Annotated in this window: 18 protein-coding genes; 3 read left to right on the plus strand and 15 right to left on the minus strand. The window is 70.7% G+C overall.

Annotated features, from left to right (window positions below; genetic code table 11):
* Positions 1 to 36: 36 nt before the first annotated feature.
* The 11 genes from hemB to F0U44_RS13985 all read right to left on the minus strand — a co-directional run bounded on the left by hemB (position 37) and on the right by F0U44_RS13985 (position 11202).
* Complete coding sequence (gene hemB, locus F0U44_RS13935) at positions 37 to 1020, minus strand: porphobilinogen synthase (RefSeq protein WP_149728854.1); 984 nt, start codon at positions 1018 to 1020, stop codon at positions 37 to 39.
* Positions 1021 to 1045: 25 nt separating this feature from the next.
* Complete coding sequence (locus F0U44_RS13940; RefSeq protein WP_149728855.1) at positions 1046 to 2716, minus strand: bifunctional uroporphyrinogen-III C-methyltransferase/uroporphyrinogen-III synthase; 1671 nt, start codon at positions 2714 to 2716, stop codon at positions 1046 to 1048.
* Complete coding sequence (gene hemC / locus F0U44_RS13945) at positions 2713 to 3705, minus strand: hydroxymethylbilane synthase (protein ID WP_149728856.1); 993 nt, start codon at positions 3703 to 3705, stop codon at positions 2713 to 2715. Before hemC ends, F0U44_RS13940 begins: the two co-directional genes overlap by 4 nt.
* Positions 3702 to 5021 (minus strand): glutamyl-tRNA reductase, encoded by a 1320-nt coding sequence (locus F0U44_RS13950; RefSeq protein WP_149728857.1) that lies wholly within the window; start codon positions 5019 to 5021, stop codon positions 3702 to 3704. The genes hemC and F0U44_RS13950 overlap by 4 nt, the downstream gene beginning before the upstream one ends.
* Positions 5018 to 5734, minus strand: coding sequence for a redox-sensing transcriptional repressor Rex (locus F0U44_RS13955; RefSeq protein ID WP_149728858.1), 717 nt, complete (start codon positions 5732 to 5734; stop codon positions 5018 to 5020). The genes F0U44_RS13950 and F0U44_RS13955 overlap by 4 nt, the downstream gene beginning before the upstream one ends.
* A gap of 87 nt (positions 5735 to 5821) precedes the next feature.
* Positions 5822 to 6208 (minus strand): GtrA family protein, encoded by a 387-nt coding sequence (locus F0U44_RS23035; protein WP_188113477.1) that lies wholly within the window; start codon positions 6206 to 6208, stop codon positions 5822 to 5824.
* 38 nt (positions 6209 to 6246) lie between these two features.
* Positions 6247 to 7278: a glycosyltransferase family 2 protein gene (locus F0U44_RS13965; protein ID WP_149728860.1), complete on the minus strand. Its 1032-nt coding sequence runs from the start codon at positions 7276 to 7278 to the stop codon at positions 6247 to 6249.
* A gap of 21 nt (positions 7279 to 7299) precedes the next feature.
* Entirely contained in the window at positions 7300 to 8790 is a 1491-nt protein-coding gene (locus F0U44_RS13970; protein WP_149728861.1) for a DUF7982 domain-containing protein, read from the minus strand.
* The gene (locus tag F0U44_RS13975) at positions 8774 to 9343 is read right to left on the minus strand and encodes a hypothetical protein (RefSeq protein ID WP_149728862.1); all 570 of its coding nucleotides are present in this window, start codon (positions 9341 to 9343) and stop codon (positions 8774 to 8776) included. The genes F0U44_RS13970 and F0U44_RS13975 overlap by 17 nt, the downstream gene beginning before the upstream one ends.
* 27 nt (positions 9344 to 9370) lie before the next feature.
* Positions 9371 to 9634, minus strand: a complete 264-nt coding sequence (locus F0U44_RS13980) for a glutaredoxin family protein (RefSeq protein WP_149728863.1) — start codon at positions 9632 to 9634, stop codon at positions 9371 to 9373.
* Positions 9631 to 11202 carry a class I adenylate-forming enzyme family protein gene (locus tag F0U44_RS13985; RefSeq protein WP_149728864.1) on the minus strand — a complete coding sequence of 524 codons (1572 nt, stop codon included), beginning with the start codon at positions 11200 to 11202 and terminating at the stop codon, positions 9631 to 9633. Before F0U44_RS13985 ends, F0U44_RS13980 begins: the two co-directional genes overlap by 4 nt.
* Before the next feature lie 76 nt (positions 11203 to 11278).
* Here F0U44_RS13985 and F0U44_RS13990 point away from each other — a divergent pair, with 76 nt between their 5' ends.
* From F0U44_RS13990 to F0U44_RS14000, 3 genes are all read left to right on the plus strand, one after another.
* Positions 11279 to 12166: an HAD family hydrolase gene (locus F0U44_RS13990; RefSeq protein WP_149728865.1), complete on the plus strand. Its 888-nt coding sequence runs from the start codon at positions 11279 to 11281 to the stop codon at positions 12164 to 12166.
* Positions 12167 to 12285: 119 nt separating this feature from the next.
* Complete coding sequence (locus F0U44_RS13995; protein WP_149728866.1) at positions 12286 to 13071, plus strand: sigma-70 family RNA polymerase sigma factor; 786 nt, start codon at positions 12286 to 12288, stop codon at positions 13069 to 13071.
* 142 nt (positions 13072 to 13213) lie between these two features.
* A complete protein-coding gene (locus tag F0U44_RS14000) occupies positions 13214 to 14368 on the plus strand; it encodes a DUF5667 domain-containing protein (RefSeq protein ID WP_149728867.1) in 1155 nt (384 codons plus the stop codon).
* 71 nt (positions 14369 to 14439) lie between these two features.
* On the opposite strand, the gene F0U44_RS14005 is transcribed toward F0U44_RS14000, so the two are convergent.
* From F0U44_RS14005 to F0U44_RS14020, 4 genes are all read right to left on the minus strand, one after another.
* The gene (locus tag F0U44_RS14005; RefSeq protein ID WP_149728868.1) at positions 14440 to 15648 is read right to left on the minus strand and encodes a lysophospholipid acyltransferase family protein; all 1209 of its coding nucleotides are present in this window, start codon (positions 15646 to 15648) and stop codon (positions 14440 to 14442) included.
* Positions 15641 to 16699 (minus strand): NAD-dependent epimerase/dehydratase family protein, encoded by a 1059-nt coding sequence (locus F0U44_RS14010; RefSeq protein ID WP_188113478.1) that lies wholly within the window; start codon positions 16697 to 16699, stop codon positions 15641 to 15643. Before F0U44_RS14010 ends, F0U44_RS14005 begins: the two co-directional genes overlap by 8 nt.
* A 63-nt stretch (positions 16700 to 16762) precedes the next feature.
* A complete protein-coding gene (locus F0U44_RS14015) occupies positions 16763 to 16864 on the minus strand; it encodes a 30S ribosomal protein bS22 (RefSeq protein WP_008356322.1) in 102 nt (33 codons plus the stop codon).
* 165 nt (positions 16865 to 17029) lie between these two features.
* Positions 17030 to 17242, minus strand: a complete 213-nt coding sequence (locus F0U44_RS14020; protein WP_149728870.1) for a helix-turn-helix domain-containing protein — start codon at positions 17240 to 17242, stop codon at positions 17030 to 17032.
* Between the last annotated feature and the right edge of the window lie 15 nt (positions 17243 to 17257).

The following is a 17257-nucleotide window of genomic DNA, read 5'->3' on the forward strand; positions in this document are numbered from 1 at the left end:
CCCGGATCATCGATCCGGGGCCCTCTTCGTTTCTGCTCAGCGCAGCAGACCAGCGGCCTCCGTGGCCCAGTAGGTGAGGATGACGTCGGCGCCGGCTCGGCGGATCGCCGTCAGCGTCTCGAGGATCGCCGGCTCGCGGTCGATCCAGCCGTTGGCCGCCGCCGCCTCGACCATCGCGTACTCGCCGCTGATGTTGTAGGCGGCCACGGGCACGTCCACGGCGTCGCGGACTTGGCGCAGCACGTCGAGGTAGGCGAGCGCCGGCTTCACCATGACCATGTCGGCCCCCTGCTCGACGTCCAGCAGCGCCTCTCGCACGCCCTCCAGGGCGTTGCGGGAGTCCTGCTGGTAGGTCCGGCGGTCTCCCTGCAGCGAGGAGTCCACCGCCTCCCGGAAGGGCCCGTAAAAGGCCGAGGCGTACTTGGCCCCGTAGGCGAGGATGCCGGTGTCGGTGTGGCCCGCGGAGTCGAGAGCGGCTCGGATCACCGCGACCTGCCCGTCCATCATGCCGCTGGGAGCGACCAGGTGGACGCCGGCCTCGGCCTGCGCGACGCCCATCGCGGCGTACGCCTCGAGCGTGGCGTCGTTGTCGACCTGCCCGTCGGGGGTCAGCACGCCGCAGTGGCCGTGGTCGGTGAACTCGTCGAGGCAGAGGTCGGCCATCACCACGACCGCGTCGCCGACCTCCGCGATGACGTCGCGGATCGCGACGTTGAGGATGCCGTCGGGGTCGAGCCCACCCGATCCCAGCGGATCCTTGACCTCGGGGATGCCGAAGAGCATCACGCCCCGGATGCCCGCCTCCGCAGCCTCCGTGACCGCCTTCAGCAGCGTGTCGCGGGTGTGCTGGACGACGCCCGGCATCGAGGAGATCGGCTTGGGCTCCGAGGCCCCCTCGCGGACGAACAGCGGCAGCACCAGCTGGCTCGGCCGCAGCGTCGTCTCCGCCACCAGCTCCCGCATCGCAGGAGTGGTCCGCAACCGACGAGGCCGCAGGACGGGCCGCTCGAAGTCACTCATAGGGGCATTCTCCCACCCCGCCGAGTCACTCTGCCTTGCGGCGACGCCCCGAGGTCTTGCGGTCCGAGGGCTTCGTGACCGGCTCGCCGGCCTCGACCATCGCCTGGCGGCGCGCGGCGCCGAAGTCGGCGAGCGCGTCCACGAGTACGTCGACGTCGGGCTTGCTGGCCATCACGTCGACCCGGAGACCGTGCTCCTCGGCCGTCTTGGCCGTGGCGGGCCCGATCACCGCGATGACCGTCGAGGGGTGCGGCTTGCCGGCGATGCCGACCAGGTTGCGCACCGTCGAGGACGAGGTGAAGACGACGGCGTCGAACTTGCCGGTCTTGATCGCGTCGCGGGTCGGCGCCGGCGGCGGCGCGGCGCGCACGGTGCGGTAGGCCGTGACGTCGTCGCACTCCCAGCCGAGGTCGATGAGACCGGCGACGAGGTTCTCGGTGGCGATGTCGGCGCGCGGCAGGAAGACCCGGTTGATGGGGTCGAGCTGCTCGTCGTACTCAGGCCAGTCCTCCAGCAGGCCGGCGGCCGACTGCTCGCCCGACGGCACCAGGTCGGCGCGCAGGCCCCAGGCAGCGATCGCCTGGGCGGTCTTGTCACCGACGGCGGCGATCTTGAGGCCGGAGAAGGCACGGGCGTCGAGGCCGTACTCCTCGAACTTCTCACGCACCGCCTTGACCGCGTTGACCGAGGTGAAGGCGATCCACTCGTAGCGGCCCTCGACGAGGCCACGGACGGCCTTGTCCATCTGCTGCGGGTTGCGCGGCGGCTCGACGGAGATGGTCGGGACCTCGTCGGGCACCGCACCGAAGTGGCGCAGGCGGTCGGAGAGCGACGCGCTCTGCTCCTTGGTGCGCGGCACGAGGACACGCCAGCCGAAGAGCGGCTTGGTCTCGAACCACGACAGCGCCGAGCGGAGGTCGACGACCTGTCCGACCACGGCGATCGCGGGCGGGGCGATGCGCGCGGCGCGGGCGTCGGCGGCGATGCGCTCGAGCGTGGAGGTGACGGTCTGCTGCTCGGTGGTGGTGCCGACCATCGTCATCGCGACCGGGGTCGTCGCCGGGCGACCGGCGGCGATCAGGTCCTTGGCGATCTCGCCGATCTGGCCGACGGCCGAGAGCAGCACCAGGGTCGGGGTCGCGGCGTAACGGCTCCAGTCGACCCGGTCACCGCAGGTGACGACGGCGAACTCGCGGTGGTCCTTGGTCGTCAGCGGGATGCCGGCGTAGGCCGGGACGGCGCCGACCGAGGACACGCCGGGCACGACCTCGAAGGCGATCCCGGCCTTGGCCACGGCCTGGGCCTCCTCGGGACCGGAGGCGTAGATGAAGGGGTCACCGCTCAGGAGCCGCACGACCCGCAGACCACGCTTGGCCTGCTTGACGACGACCTTGGCGCGGGCAGCGTGCGTGAGCGGCTGACCGTCCTCGCCGAAGCCGCCGTCGATGACCTCAGGACCCTCCTCGGCGCCCTCGGTCCAGCCGCGGAGCCGGGCGAGCAGGTCGAGGTGCTCGGGCGCCTCGGTGATCAGTACGTCGGCCTCCTCGATCAACCTGAGGGCACGCACCGTCAGCAGCTCGGGGTCACCGGGACCGGTGCCCACGAAGGCGACACCGGCGGCGCGGCTCGTCGGGGCTGAGTTGGCAGCGGCGGCAGCCTTGGAGGCGGCTGTCTGTGCTGTCTTGGCTCGCGTCATGCGTGATGCACCTCTGTCGATCCTGCAGTTGAATCCTGGGGGTTGGGAGCGGAGCGGAGCTGATCGGCACCTTCGTCGAGCAGCTCCTGCGCCAGCTGTGCCCCCAGGTGGGCAGCAGCAGCGCGGTCAGTCAGGGGGGCGGAGCCGGACCGGCGCAGGGCCAGGGCTCCGTCGTCGGAGAGCACGGTGGCCCGCAGCCAGAGCTCGGGACCGTCCTCGCCCTCGGCCACCTCGGCCAGGGCGCCGATCGGGGCCGAGCAGCCGCCCTCGAGAGTGGCGAGCGCGGTGCGCTCAGCGAGTACGGCGGCGTGGGTGCTCGGGTCGTCGAGCGCGGCCAGCAGCTCGAGCAGGTCGTCGTCGGCGCGGCACTCGATGGCGAGCGCACCCTGGCCGGGGGCAGGCAGCATCTGCAGCGGGTCGAGGACCTCGGTCACCTCGTCCAGCCGTCCGATCCGCGCCAGTCCGGCACGCGCTAGCACCACAGCGTCAACCTCCCCAGCCCGCACCTTGCCGATCCGGGTGTCGACGTTGCCACGGATGCTCACCACGTCCAAACCGAGGCCGAGTGCGTGGAGCTGGGCCGCGCGCCGAGGCGAGCCGGTGCCGACCTTGCTGCCGACCGGAAGCTCACCGAGGGTGAGGCCGTCGCGGGCGACGACGACGTCACGCGGGTCCTCCCGCGGAGGTACGGCGGCCAGCGCGATGCCGGGCTCGGGGTAGGTGGGCAGATCCTTGAGCGAGTGGACGGCCAGGTCGACCTGATCGTTGAGCAGGGCCTCGCGCAGGGCGCCCACGAAGACTCCGGTCGCGCTGCCCTGCAGCGGCGTGCCGGCGGCCTGGGTGCGGTCGCCGTCGGTCGTGATCTCGACCAGGACGGTGTCGACGTCGAGCTTGTCGCGCACCAGGGCGGCGACGTGCTCGGACTGCGTGGTGGCCAGCAGGCTGCGGCGGGTGCCGATCCGCAGGGTGCGGCGGTCCGTGACGGTCATGACGCACCGTCCTCGGGCACGCCGATCGGCCGCGTGACGGCGTCGACGGCCTCGGGGTCGAGGGCGAAGAGCTCGGCGAGCGCGGCGGCGTAGGAGACGGCGCCCTGCTCGTTGGCGAGCTCCTTGACCCGGACGGTGGGCTCGTGGAGGAGCTTGTCGGCGACGCGGCGCACCGTCTGGTGCACCTCGGCGCGGACCTCGGGCGGGAGGTCGGGGAGCCGGCTGTCGAGGCGGGTCATCTCGGCGTCGACGACCGAGGTGGCCATCGAGCGGAGGGCGACCACGGTGGGCGTGACGCTGGCTTGGCGCCGGGCCGCGAGGAAGGCGGTGACCTCTTCGCCCAGGATGCGGCGCACCTCGAGCACCTCGCGACCACCGTCGAGGGCGTGCATCGACGAGGCCAGCTTGGCCAGCCCGACCAGGGTCACCCCCGCCAGGTCGCCTGCACTGGGGTCGATGTCGTGCGGCAGCGCGAGGTCGATGAGGACGACGGGGCGCTCGGCGCTGTCAGGACGCGCGGCGGCGAGGCTGCGCCCGTCGATGAGCGTGCCGGCGGAGCCGGTGCAGCTGATGACGAGGTCGGCAGCGGCGAGCTCGCCACCCAGCGCGTCGAGCGGCACAGCGTGCGCGTCGTACTGGTCGGCGAGGCGCTGGGCCCGGTCGGCGGACCGGTTGACCACGGAGATGTGGGCGGCGCCCATCCGGCTGACGGTCGCGGTGGCGAGCGACGCCATCGCGCCAGCACCGACGATGACGACGCGGTGACCGGGGACGCCGCGGTCGGCGGCGCCGGGCACCGCCTCGGCGAGCGCCGCGGTCACGAGGGTCGGTGCGACCTGGTCGATCGCCGTCTCGGCGCGGGTGCGCTTCCCGACGCGCAGGGCCTGCTGGAAGAGCGTGTTGAGCGCCGGGCCGACGGTGCCGAGCTCCTGGCCGCGGCGCAGCGCCTCACGGGTCTGGCCCAGGATCTGGCCCTCGCCGACGGCCATCGAGTCGAGGCCGGCCGCCACCTGGAAGAGGTGGGAGATCGCGCCGTCGTCGTAGTGCACGTAGAGGTGCGGGAGCAGCGCCTCGGTCGTCTCCCCGGCGCGCTCGACGAGGAGCCGCGAGAGCGACTCGACGCTGCCGTGGAAGCGGTCGACCTCGGTGTAGATCTCGACCCGGTTGCAGGTCGAGATGACGGTGGCCTCGATGACGTGGTCACACGACTGGGCGTCGGCGATCAGCTTCTGGACGCCGTCGTCGTCGAGCGCGACCCGCTCGAGCAGCGACACCGGTGCGGAGTTGTGGGAGATCCCCACGACCAGGACGCTCATTGGTCACCCCCGACGACCGCCGGCATCTCCGGAAGGTCCGGGTGCTCGTCGCGTGCGTGCTCGTGGGCCTTGCGCTGCTCGTGGTAGGCCAGGATCTGGAGCTCGATCGAGAGGTCGACCTTGCGTACGTCGACGCCCTCGGGCACCGAGATCACGGCGGGTGCGAAGTTCAGGATGCTGGTGACGCCGGCGGCGACCATCCGGTCGGCGACGTCCTGCGCGGCGGCGGCCGGCGTCGCGATGACACCGATCGCGACGGAGTGCTCGCTGGCAATCGCCTCGAGGTCGTCGAACGGGCGCACCGGGACGCCGGCGACCAGCTCACCGGTGCGCTCGAGGTCGGCGTCGAGCAGCGCGACGACCCGGAAGCCACGGCTGCGGAACCCGGAGTAGTTGGCGAGGGCGTGACCCAGGTTGCCGATGCCGACGATGACGACCGGCCAGTCGTGGGTGACGCCGATCTCGCGGGCGATCTGGTAGCGCAGGTAGTCGACGTCGTAGCCGACACCGCGAGTGCCGTAGCTGCCGAGGTAGGACAGGTCCTTGCGCAGCTTGGCGCTGTTGACGCCCGCGGCCGCGGCGAGGTCCTCGCTGGAGCAGGTGCGGATGCCGCGCTCAGCCAGCGCGGTCAGGGCCCGCAAGTAGACGGGCAGGCGTGCCACCGTCGCCTCGGGGATGACCCGGGCCGACTCGCTCGATGTCCGTGCGGTCACTGCTCTTCTTTCCAGCTGCACTCACGGCGGGTGCGGCGGGAACAACTTTAGGAGTTTGTGAACGCGAGAACAAAACGAGCGAGACCGCTACTCGACCGGAGCAGGCTCAGGGTGAGTGATAGGCCACACCACGAACCGATAGGCGGCGAAGTTGAGCACCAGGCTGCAGGCGATCGAGGCCAGCTTGGCAGCGGCCAGCGCCACGTCGCCGTCGTCGAGCACGCTGCCCAGCAGGCTGAGCCAGCCGTGGATCAGGAGCGGCTGCGCCACCCACATCACGGCGCCGGTCGTCGCGACGAAGAGACCCGCCTGACGCAGCGTGAGCCGCTCGGCCCGGAAGGTGAAGAGGCCGTTGACCACGAAGCTGAAGACCATGCCGGCGCTCGAGGAGCAGAAGTTGGCCAGCGTGATGCCCAGCCGGTCGTGCAGCACCAAGAAGAGCGCCCAGTCGATCGCGGTGTTGCAGACGCCCACCCCGGCGAACCGTACGGCGGTCCACGGGATCGGGCGGGTCAGGACGACGCTCCCGGGTCGTCGCGACCCATGTCGCGGTGGCGGCGCGGTCCGGGCGTCGCCGCGCCTTCCCGCGCGACGAGCGACAAGGAGTAGAGCGGCCGGTCCTGGGCCTCGACGTAGACGCGTCCCAGGTAGGTCCCGATCACGCCCATCATGATCAGCTGGATCCCGCCGAGCAGGAACATGCCGACGCCGAGGAACGCCCACCCGGGGACGGACTGGTCGGGCTGGAAGACCCGCACGGAGACCACGTAGACGGCCAGCAGCACGCTCAGCAGCGAGATGGCGATGCCGAGCCGGCTGATCATGCGCAGCGGCGCGGTCGAGAAGCCGAGGATGCCGTTGGCGGCGAAGCTGAGCATCTTGCGGAGGGGATAGCCGGTCTCGCCGGCGTACCTCTCGTCGCGGTCGAAGAGGAGCGCCTCCTGCCGGAAGCCGACGTGGGCGACGATGCCGCGCAGGAAGCGGCCGTGCTCGCGGTAGCGGGAGACCTCGGCGACCACCCGGGCGTCCATGAGCCGGAAGTCACCGACGTTGCGCGGGATCTCGATCGAGGCGAGCCGGTCGAGCACCCAGTAGAAGGCGTAGGCGGTCGACCGCTTGAAGACGGTGTCCTTGCGGCTGCGGCGCTCGCCGTAGACGACGTCGACGCCGTCCTCCCACAGCTTGATCATGTCGACGCTGACCGACGGCGGGTCCTGGAGGTCGGTGTCCATCACGATGACCGCGTCGACCGACTTGTCGTCGGCGACCAGGTCGAGGCCCGCGGTGACGGCGAGCTGGTGCCCGAAGTTGCGCGACAGCGACAGCACGGTGACCCGCGGGTCGGCCTTGCGCAGGTCGAGGAGCCGCTCCAGCGACGCGTCGCGACTGCCGTCGTTGACGTAGACGAACTCGTAGTCGAGGTCGTCGCGCACGGTGGTCGCCTCGGTGAGCGCGGCATGGAACACCGCGATGTTGTCCTGCTCGTTGTAGACGGGCAGGACGTAGGCGATCCGGCGGCGGGAGTCGTCAGTCGGATCGGGCATGGGACAAACCCTAATGTGCGGTCAGATCGCGAGGATGCCGAGCACGACCAGGGCCGCCGCGAACACGCCGGACAGGGCGTACTGGATCGGCTTGAGCCACCGGCTCAACGACGCGTCGGTGCCGTCGAGAGCCTCACGGTCGGGCTTGTGCCCGCGACGCCGTACGGACGTCTCGCGGACGAAGCCGGCGGCGGCGATCATGAACAGCGGCCCGGCGGTGGTCCAGTAGCGCGACCCCGCCACGTGCACGAACGGCTGGACGAAGAGCATCAGCAGGCTGACCTTCGTCAGCGCGTCGAGGATCTGCGCCTCGAGCGTCCTCAGCTGCACGAAGAGCATCGAGACGAGCATCAGCAAGAACCACGGCACGTAGTAGATGTACGTCGCCGCGAACACCGACACCTCGACGACCTTGCCCACGGTGCCGCGCCCCTCGGGCGGGGTCAGGTAGTGGACGAAGTTGCTCGGGATGAAGAAGTAGGAGCCGATGTTCCACCAGGTCTGGCGTGCGTAGTGCGTGGTGGTGACATCGCGCATCGCGTAGTCGGACATCTGCTTCTCGACCTCGACCTCGGAGGTGTCGGTCGCCCGGCCGACCTCACGCGCGTAGCGGAGCGGGCGGAACCACAAGAAGCTGTCGGGGTCGCAGGGCCCGAAGCACACCTGCTCGCGGTCGCCGAAGGTGTTGGCCAGCGAGATCGGCACCGTCGTGGTGGTGACGACCCGGGTGCCCAGCGCATCGGACGCGGCGATCGACCACGGCGCAAGGAGCACCAGGAAGACGGCCCCGGACACCCCGGCGGCACCGACCGCACGCCACCGCTGGGCGCCCTTGAGGAGGACGACAGCGGCGAGCAGCGTGATGAGGCCGAGAGCGGCCAGGACGATCGAGGTGCTCGACCGGAGGTAGAGGACCGCGGCCGCGAGGAGCCCGAGGTGGAGCGCTTCCTTCGGGGCGGGTGACTCCCCCGCTCGGAAGCGCCGCAGCATGTCGACGACGTGGGCGACCAGGACCACCAGCACGATGCCGCTCGGTGGGTCGCCGTAGGCCGTGAAGGACATGAAGACCCAGCTCGGCAGCAACGCGGGGAAGGCCATGAGCAGACAGGCCCAGCCCGGACCCAGGCGCTTCTTGACCGACCGGACGGCCCACAGCAGCAGGAGCAGGTTGGCGAAGCCGAGGTAGCCGCGGCACGCCCACTCCGCGGCGTCGGGGCACACGATGAAGAGCGGGGCCATCAGGATCGCCATGCCGGGCATGAACCAGCCCGACCCGACGACGTTGTGCTGCAGCTCCGCGCCGTCGGGGCTGTGGAAGGCGAAGACGTCGCGCACCAGGTTGGAAAGGGCGCGGGCGCCGTCGTAGTACTGCTGCTCGTCGTTGTAGGCCGGCGCGTGCATCGCCAGCGGGTAGATGAGCAGCTTCAGGACGAGGTGGGCGACGATCAGCCAGCCGAGGGCCACCTCGGGCCGCGGCATCCGCGCCGTCACGCGGTCAACGAGCGCGATCATGGGCATCACTCTCGGCGTCGTAGTCCTGGGGCCAGCGCTTGGTGGCCTTCGGGTCGCTGCACACCGCGTCGTCCTTGGCGGCCTTCACGACCGGCAGGTCGAGCTCGAAGGTGCCGCGGACCAAGGTGTCGTCGTCGGTGTCGGGCAGCGCCTCGACCATCACCCGCACCACCTCGCCGCGACCCGATCCCGGTGCGCGGAGGACGGCGTCGTAGGGGGCCGGGCGCTGCGAGGCGACGAATCCGGCGTCCTCGAAGTCGGCCACGATCGCGGCGAGCGCCTCGGTGTCGTCGAGCTCGTCGTACTGCGCGACCAGGCGCCGGCGCAGCTCGCCGTCGACCTCGACATCGCCGTCGTGGCGGACCTGGTAGCCGAAGGTCAGGCGGGTGTCTCCCGGCAGCGGGAAGCACCCGGTCGCCAACGCGTCGGCCGGCAGGTCGGGCCGGTAGTCGCCCGTGGGCTCGGCCCGCCCGAATGTGTGGCTGAGGAGCAGTACGACGAGCACCACCGCGCTCGCCGCGAGCGCCACCGTGCGCCGCCCCATGCCCAACACGTGAGCGACCCTAAACGGTCGCGGGCCTCAAACCGCGAGGGCCCTCCGGAGCCGGACAGGGTCCACCCGCCAGAAATCGTGCTGCTTGCCGTCGATGAACGTCACCGGGATCTCGTGCCCGAACCGGCTCTCCAGGTCCGCATCACCGTCGATCGACACCTCGACGTAGCCCTCCCCCAGCTCGGCGCACACCTGCTCGATCAGCACCCGGGCGTCGTCGCAGAGGTGGCATCCGGGGCGGGAGTAGAGAGTGATGCGAGGCGGCGTGGTCGGCGTGGTCGGCGAGGTCACTCGAGGATCCCGAGCGCCCGGCGACGGTCCTGGCCGCGCAGCCGACCCTTCTGCACCTTGCCCGTCGCGGTGTGGGGCAGCTCGGCCACCACCTCGAGGCGGGTCGGCCGCTTGAACCGCGCGAGGCGCTCCTCGCAGTGGGCCTCGACAGCAGCAGCGAGCGCGGCGGGATCGGCGGCGGGATCGGCCGGTACGACGTAGGCGACGACGGCCTCGCCGGTCATCGGGTCGGGCGTGCCGATGACCGCGGCCTCCCGGACGCCCGGCGCCTGCTTGAGCACCGCCTCGATCTCGGTCGGGTAGACGTTGAAGCCCGACACGATGATCAGGTCCTTGACCCGGTCGACCAGGTGCAGGTCGCCGGCGGCGTCGTAGACGCCCACGTCGCCAGTGGGCCACCAGCCGTCACCGTCGGGCCCATCGGCACCGTCGGGCCAGTAGCCGCTGAACAGGTTGGCGCCCCGGATCTCGATCTCACCGGGGTCGGTGAGGTCGGCACCGGTCAGCGGGACCCGGTCGTCGTCGACGAGGCGCAGCTCGATGCCGGCGAGCGGCGTACCGACCGAGCCCGGTTGGGGGGCTGCGGAGATGAGGGTCGTGGTGACGACGGGCGCGGCCTCGGTCAGGCCGTAGCCCTGGTGGACCGGGATCCCGGTGCGCTCGGTGAAGTCGTCGATCACGTCTGCAGCCAGCGGCGCGGAGCCCGACAGCACCAGCCGGACCGGGCCGAGGCGCTCCTCGAGCGCCTCGACTCCGCGCCAGTGCGCGAAGACCGGTGGCGCGACGGGCACGACGCTGCACGCCTCGTCCTCGATCAGGTCGAGCGTGCCCTCGGGGTCGAACCGCTCCGCGAGCACCAGCTTGGCGCGGTGGCGCAGCACCCCGCCCAGCACGGCGTTGAGGCCGTAGACGTGGAAGAGCGGGAGGACGCCGAGCACGACGTCGTCGCTGTGGATCATCGGCGGGTCGACGGTCGCCACCTGCTCGATGTTGGCGACCAGAGCCCGGTGGGTGAGCATCACGGCGCGCGGCAGGCCCGAGGTGCCGCTCGTGTAGAGCAGGACCGCGAGCTTCTCCGGGTCCTTGAGCTGCGGGACCTCCTGGGGCTCGGCGGCCAGCAGGTCGTCATAGGACCGCTCGTCGGCCAACGGCAGCGCACCCACGACAACGGTGGCGACGACCCGGCCGTCCTCGTCCTTCGCCGCCGCGACGGCCCCGCGTACGGCGTCGATCGTGTCACCGTCGGCGACGGCCATCCGGGCGCCGGAGTCGGTGACCATCCGGGTCAGCTCGCTCGGCGTCGAACCCGGGTTGACCGGCACCGCGACCGCCTGCGCTCGCAGCACCCCCAGGTAGGTCGTCACGAACTCGAGGCGGTTGCCGACGGCGATGAGGACGCGGTGGCCCGCGAGGATCCCGGCGTTGCCGAGCCCGCTCGCCACCCGGCTCACCTCGCGGTCGAGCTCTGCCCACGTCATTCCTCGGCCACCCGCCTCGACGACAGCGAGTCGATCGCCAGCCTCGGCCGCAGCAGCCGTCACGAGGACTGCCAGGTCGGGAACAGACATAGGGGCGATAGTAGGCGTTTGCCGAGCAGGGGTTCACGGGTCCGCCTATCTCGTCCGCACTACTAGGCTCTTGCCCATGGCAGCGCCCCCCGATCGAGCGAAGCGGCTGAACCTCAAGCAGCGATCGAAGCTCGCAGGCGAAGCGGCCGCCGCGGCAGCGGAGGTCGAGACGGCGCTCGCGCTGCCCGCCGACCCGGAGGCCGCCGCCTTCTTCGACGTCGACAACACCGTCATGCAGGGCGCGAGCATCTTCCACCTGGCGCGCGGCCTCTACCGGCGCAAGTTCTTCACCACGCGCGACCTGATCGGCGCGGCCTACAAGCAGGCCTACTTCCGGGTCGCCGGCGTCGAGGACCCCGAGCACGTCGCCGAGGCCCGCAACTCCGCGCTCGCCTTCATCGCCGGTCACACGGTGGCCGAGCTGCAGGAGCTCGGCGAGGAGATCTTCGACGAGGCCATGGCGCACCGGATCTGGCCCGGCACCCGCGCTCTCGCTCAGCTCCACCTCGACGAGGGCCAACGGGTCTGGCTGGTCACCGCGGCGCCGATCGAGATCGCCCAGGTGATCGCCCGCCGACTCGGACTGACCGGCGCCATGGGCACGGTCGCCGAGCACGTCGACGGCGTCTACACCGGTCGACTCGTCGGCGACATGCTCCACGGACCCGCGAAGGCCGAGGCGATCTTGGCCCTCGCCGAGCGCGAGGGGCTCGACCTGAGCCGCTGCTCGGCCTACTCCGACTCCTCCAACGACCTCCCGATGTTGAGCATGGTCGGCGACCCGTGCGCCATCAATCCCGACCCCAAACTCCGCGCCTACGCCCGCGAGAAGGGCTGGCGGATCCGCGACTACCGCACCGGCCGGAAGGCCGCCCGAGCCGGTCTGGTCGTCGGTTCGGCGGCCACGGGCGCGGCCGTCGCCAGCGTCCTCGTACGGCGCGAGCTGCGCCGCCACGTGCGCTGATTCTGATCTGATCTTGGGCTCAACCGCAGGGTTAAGACTCGGCCACAGTTTCCGATCCGGTCGCATGCGACCCGGATCGGCCTTACCATTCCGTAGGAGCGTTCAACGGGAGGGAAACCGTGAGCCTGGACAAGGACATCACGCGCGGCCTTGAGGCCTTGCGCGATGCCGTCCTGTCCTCTCTTCTGCCCCCTGTCGGACCGGCTCTCGCGGTCGCAGGCGGCGCCGCGCCGGCCACCCGCCCCGCGGGCGGTTTCTGGCTGCTGAGCGAGGCGGAGTCGTCGTACCCCGCCGGCGAGGGCGGCGGCAGCTTCGGCGACGCCCGGCTGGCTGCGTCCTCGGAAGACTCCCCGGAGGAGCGCGAGCGCCTGATCGGGCTGGTCGAGCTCGCTCGCGGCGGCGACGCCGACGCCTTCGGGTTGCTCTACGACCACTACCAGCCGTCGATCTACCGCTTCCTCTACTACCGCACCCGCTCGATCGTGGTGGCTGAGGACCTGACCTCGGAGACCTTCTTCCGGGCGCTGCGCAACATGGCGTCCTTCCGTTGGCAGGGCAAGGACTTCGGCGCCTGGCTGATGACGATCGCGCGCAACCTGGCCACCGACCACTTCAAGGCCGGCCGCACCCGCCTGGAGATGACGACCGAGGACATGGGTCAGCACGACGACTCCACGGAGGGTCCTGAGACCGCCGTGCTCGCCAGCCTGACCAACGAGATCCTCCTGTCGGCCCTCACCGAGCTCCCCAACGAGCAGAAGGACTGCCTCGTGATGCGCTTCCTCCAGGGGATGAGCATCGCCGAGACCGCGCAGGTGCTCGGACGCAGCGAGGGAGCCATCAAGCAGCTGCAGCTGCGCGGCGTGCGCAACCTCGCCAAGCTGATGCCGGAAGGCCTGCGATGAGCCCTCTCAGCACCCTGGTCATTGCTGACTACTCGCGAGTAGTCATCCTGGAGGATGCAGGTCACACCGAACGAGCCGTAACTAACGCTCGTGCGGCATCGTTGGCCGATAGGAAGCATCACCACGACCAAGGATGGCTGGCATGACCGGGGCGTTCACGAGCAGGCGCCGCGCCGAGGAATTCGACGCGCTGGTCTCTTCTGCTGCTCCCGCCACGGCCGACGCCGCTCCTTACGTCGACCTGCTCGCACTCGTCGCCGAGCTGCGGGCCGAGGCACCGGTGCTGGCGCGCGAGGAGTTCGTCTCCGACCTGCGCAGCCGTCTGGTCGTCGAGGCCGCCCGCCAGGCCCGCCCGATCGACGCCGCAACGCGTCTCCGACTCACCCCCAAGCAGCGTTCCGGCGCCCGCGAGCGGCGGGCCGCGACCGTGCTCGGCGGCTTCGCGATCGTCGCCGCCTCCGGCTCGATGGCCATGGCCTCCCAGACCGCGCTGCCCGGCGACGTCCTCTACCCGGTCAAGCGGGCGATCGAGAACGTCCACACCAACCTGCAGTCCAGCGACGCCGACAAGGCCGAGACGCTGCTCGCCCACGCGCAGAAGCGCCTCGACGAAGCCCAGCAGCTCACGGCTGAGGGCGCCGATGCCGGCACCGTGGCCGCCACGCTCCAGGACTTCACCGACCAGTCCAGCCAGGCGACCGAGCTCGCGCTCGACGACTACGCCGCGACGGGCGACCAGGAGACCATCGGCGAGCTGCGGTCCTTCGCGTCCGCGTCGATGGGCGAGCTCGACGAGCTCGGCGACGTCGTCCCCGACGACGCGCGGCCGGCCCTGATCACCGCGGCCCAGTCGCTGATGGACGCCGACAGCGCCGCCTTCCAGATCTGCCCGACCTGCGGCGACGGCGAGGTGACCCAGCTTCCCGATGGCGTCGCAGCACCTGCCGCGCTCGAACTTCCGCTGAACGCCGAGCCGACCGCGGCCTCGATCATCGGACTCTCGCCCGACTTCCTCGACGACGTCGAGGACGCGATCGAGGACACGCCGGTCAAGGGCAAGCCGGGCAAGCACCACGGCGGCGGCCAGACCACGGTCGACACCACCCCGGGCACGCCCGACGTGGGCGACGACGTCACCGACGACACCGACGACGTCACCAACCCGCTCGAGGACCTCGGCGACAAGATCAAGCACGACCTGACGCCGGGCGCTGACAACAGCGAGGTCGTCGACAGCACGGTCACCGGAGTCGTCGACGGCCTCAACGGCCTCGTCGACGCCCTCCTGGGCAACTGAGCCTGCGCGAGGGCCTTGGTTTCGAGGCTCGGCGCTAGCGCGCTTCGCACCTCAACCAGCGGCGATGCCGCCTACTTGAAAACGCTTTGGCGCTCCATGAGCAGGCTGTAGAGGGTCTGCTGGATCGTCTCGCGCACCTGGTCGGTGACGTTGAAGACCAGCATCGGGTCCTCGGCGGCGTGCTCGTCGTACTCATCGGTCCGGATCGGCTCGCCGAACTCCAGCAGCCACTTCGACGGGAGCGGCACGAGGCCGAGCGGGCCGAGCAGCGGGAAGAAGGGCGTGATCGGGATGTAGGGCACGCCGAGCAGTCGCGCGAGCGCCGGGACATTGCCGACGAGCGGGTAGATCTCCTCGGCGCCCACGACCGACAGCGGGATGATCGGGACCTGGGTGCGCAGGGCGGCCGACACGAAGCCGCCGCGCCCGAAGCGCTGCAGCTTGTAACGCTGCGAGTAGGGCTTGCCGATGCCCTTGAAGCCCTCGGGCCACACGCCGACGAGCTCGCCGCCAGCGAGCATCCGTTCGGCGTCCTCGGAGCAGGCGAGCGTAGCGCCGCCCTTGCGCGCCATGGTGCTGACGAACGGCATCTTGAAGACCAGGTCGGCACCGAGCGCGCGCAGGTAGCGGTCGGAGTGGTCGCGCACCGAGACCATGGTCATCAGCGCGTCGACCGGGATCGTGCCGGAGTGGTTGGACACGATGAGTGCCCCACCCTTGGCGGGGATGTTCTCGGCGCCACGGACCTCGATGCGGAACCACTTCTGGGCGATCGGCCGCAGCGCGGCCATGAAGAACCGCTCGGTGATCTCCGGGTCGAAGCCGAACTCGTCGACGACGTAGTCACCGGTCAGGCGGCGACGGAGGAACGCGAGGAAGTGGGCGAGCTGGCTTTCCCACTGGTCACCGAAGACCTCGCGCGCGGCCGTCTGGAGGGCGGCGAGCCAGTCGCTGACCGGGATGCCGCCGGGCGCCTCGCGATCGGTCACGGTCAGCTGCGAGGTCCCGACCGGGGTCGTCAGCGAGCCGTCGAGCGGGATGACGGTGTCACTCGCGAGCGGGATCACCGACTCCGTCGCGGGCGGTTCGGCGAAGGGGGCTTGCGGAGCGGCATCCGTGCCCTTGGCCTCGGCCTGCTCGGGCTGGGGCGACTCGGGCTCGGGCGGCTTCGGCGTGCGCGCACCCGGCGCGAGTCCGCGCGCTGCGGCGGACGGTCGCGTGCCGGTGCCTCGGCCGGGTCGGCCACGCGTGCCGATCGGAATGATCTCGGCGTCACCCATCGATACCTCCGGCAAGCGTCAGAGCAGGCGGGCGGTCCTCATCGACCTCGGGCAGGCGCTCGGCGACAGCCGCGAGCAACCGTTCGGTGCGACCGCCCGTGGGCGGCAGAGTGGCGGCGAACTCGCCGAACGCTTCGGCGGTCGAGTAGCGCGGCTCGAAGCCGAGCTCCTCGTGCATCCGGGTCGTGTCGACGCCCCGGCCGTAGGTGAGGAAGGCGACCAGCTCGGGCGAGAGATCGCCCAGCCGGGCCGAGCGGAGCGCCGAGCCGAGGCCACCGAAGGCCAGGCCCGGGACCGGTACGCCGGGCCGCTGCAGGCGCCGCAGGGCCTGGGACAGCATCAGGGTGCCGTTGCCGGCGACGTTGAACGTGCCGTGCACGTCGGCGGTCACCGCGTGCCGCAGCACCCGGTTGAGGTCGTGCTCGTGGAGGAACTGCAGGCGCGGGTCGAACCCGAGGACGGTCGGGATGACCGGAAGGCGGAAGTAGCCCGTGACCGGGCTGACCACGCGCGGGCCGATGACGTTGGCACAGCGCAGCGTGGTGACGGTGACGTCAGGACGGCGGCGGGCGAAGCCACGGACGTAGGCCTCGACCTCGGCGACGTCCTTGGCGTATCCGGAGCGCGCGGGTCGGCGCGGCTCCATGTCCTCGGTGAACATCGCCGGGTCGCCGCTGCTGGCACCGTAGACAGTGGTCGTCGACTTCACGACCAGCTGGCGGATCGACTCCGCCTTCTGGCACGCAGCGAGGAGCTGCATCGTGCCGATGACGTTGAGCTCCTTCATCGTGCCGCGCGCGCCGGCGGAGCCGGGCGTGGCGATGACGCTCATGTGGACGACGGTGTCGACGTCCTCCCGGGCGATCACCTTGGCGATCACCGGGTTGCGGATGTCGGCGCGGATGAACTGGACGTCGCCGATGTCGCCGCGTGGCGGCATTACGTCGACGCCGATCACCCGCTCGACCGTGGGGTCGTTGGCGAGGGATCGGGCGCAGGTGCGACCGAGGTCACGGGACACGCCAGTGACCAGGACGGTGCGACCGCTCATACCCATGAACTCCCGACTCCCCCAGCCAAAAGAACCACGTGGCCCGCTACCCGCGGGCGTGGGTCACTTGCCGAGCTTGCGGCGCTGAACGCGCGTCTTCTTCAGAAGCTTGCGGTGCTTCTTCTTCGCCATGCGCTTGCGCCGCTTCTTGATGACAGAACCCACGTGGAACCTCTCCAACACACCGAGCACTCGGCCCGGCATCGACTACCGCCGCGCCGACGGCAATGTCGGACGACTCGAACAGCCTATCGGCCTGATCGAGCGGTTGGAGAATCAGGAGCAACGGTGAGAGGAACCTCGCACCACGGTGCACCGAGCAGGGAGCACCTACCCAGCGTTGTAGAACGACTTGCGCAGGTAGTCGTCGACGTCACCCTCGGGGACGCGGAAGGACCGGCCGACTCGAACGGCGGGGAGCTCTCCGCTGTGCACGAGGCGGTAGACGGTCATCTTGGAGACGCGCATCATGGTCGCCACTTCGGCGATGGTGAGGAACTTGGGGTCCGGTCGGGATTCAGACCGCTCCTGTGACGAAGCCATGGCCAACCACACTTT

It is taken from the genome of Nocardioides humilatus, from assembly GCF_008373755.1.
GTDB lineage: Bacteria > Actinomycetota > Actinomycetes > Propionibacteriales > Nocardioidaceae > Nocardioides > Nocardioides humilatus.

What these genes read in the sequence shown, in the direction of transcription:
- hemB (WP_149728854.1), bottom strand. Translation starts at nt 1,020, where the DNA reads ATGAGTGACTTCGAGCGGCCCGTCCTGCGGCCTCGTCGGTTGCGGACC.
- F0U44_RS13940 (WP_149728855.1), bottom strand. Translation starts at nt 2,716, where the DNA reads ATGACGCGAGCCAAGACAGCACAGACAGCCGCCTCCAAGGCTGCCGCC.
- hemC (WP_149728856.1), bottom strand. Translation starts at nt 3,705, where the DNA reads ATGACCGTCACGGACCGCCGCACCCTGCGGATCGGCACCCGCCGCAGC.
- F0U44_RS13950 (WP_149728857.1), bottom strand. Translation starts at nt 5,021, where the DNA reads ATGAGCGTCCTGGTCGTGGGGATCTCCCACAACTCCGCACCGGTGTCG.
- F0U44_RS13965 (WP_149728860.1), bottom strand. Translation starts at nt 7,278, where the DNA reads ATGCCCGATCCGACTGACGACTCCCGCCGCCGGATCGCCTACGTCCTG.
- F0U44_RS13970 (WP_149728861.1), bottom strand. Translation starts at nt 8,790, where the DNA reads ATGATCGCGCTCGTTGACCGCGTGACGGCGCGGATGCCGCGGCCCGAG.
- F0U44_RS13985 (WP_149728864.1), bottom strand. Translation starts at nt 11,202, where the DNA reads ATGTCTGTTCCCGACCTGGCAGTCCTCGTGACGGCTGCTGCGGCCGAG.
- F0U44_RS13990 (WP_149728865.1), top strand. Translation starts at nt 11,279, where the DNA reads ATGGCAGCGCCCCCCGATCGAGCGAAGCGGCTGAACCTCAAGCAGCGA.
- F0U44_RS14000 (WP_149728867.1), top strand. Translation starts at nt 13,214, where the DNA reads ATGACCGGGGCGTTCACGAGCAGGCGCCGCGCCGAGGAATTCGACGCG.
- F0U44_RS14005 (WP_149728868.1), bottom strand. Translation starts at nt 15,648, where the DNA reads ATGGGTGACGCCGAGATCATTCCGATCGGCACGCGTGGCCGACCCGGC.
- F0U44_RS14010 (WP_188113478.1), bottom strand. Translation starts at nt 16,699, where the DNA reads ATGAGCGGTCGCACCGTCCTGGTCACTGGCGTGTCCCGTGACCTCGGT.
- F0U44_RS14020 (WP_149728870.1), bottom strand. Translation starts at nt 17,242, where the DNA reads ATGGCTTCGTCACAGGAGCGGTCTGAATCCCGACCGGACCCCAAGTTC.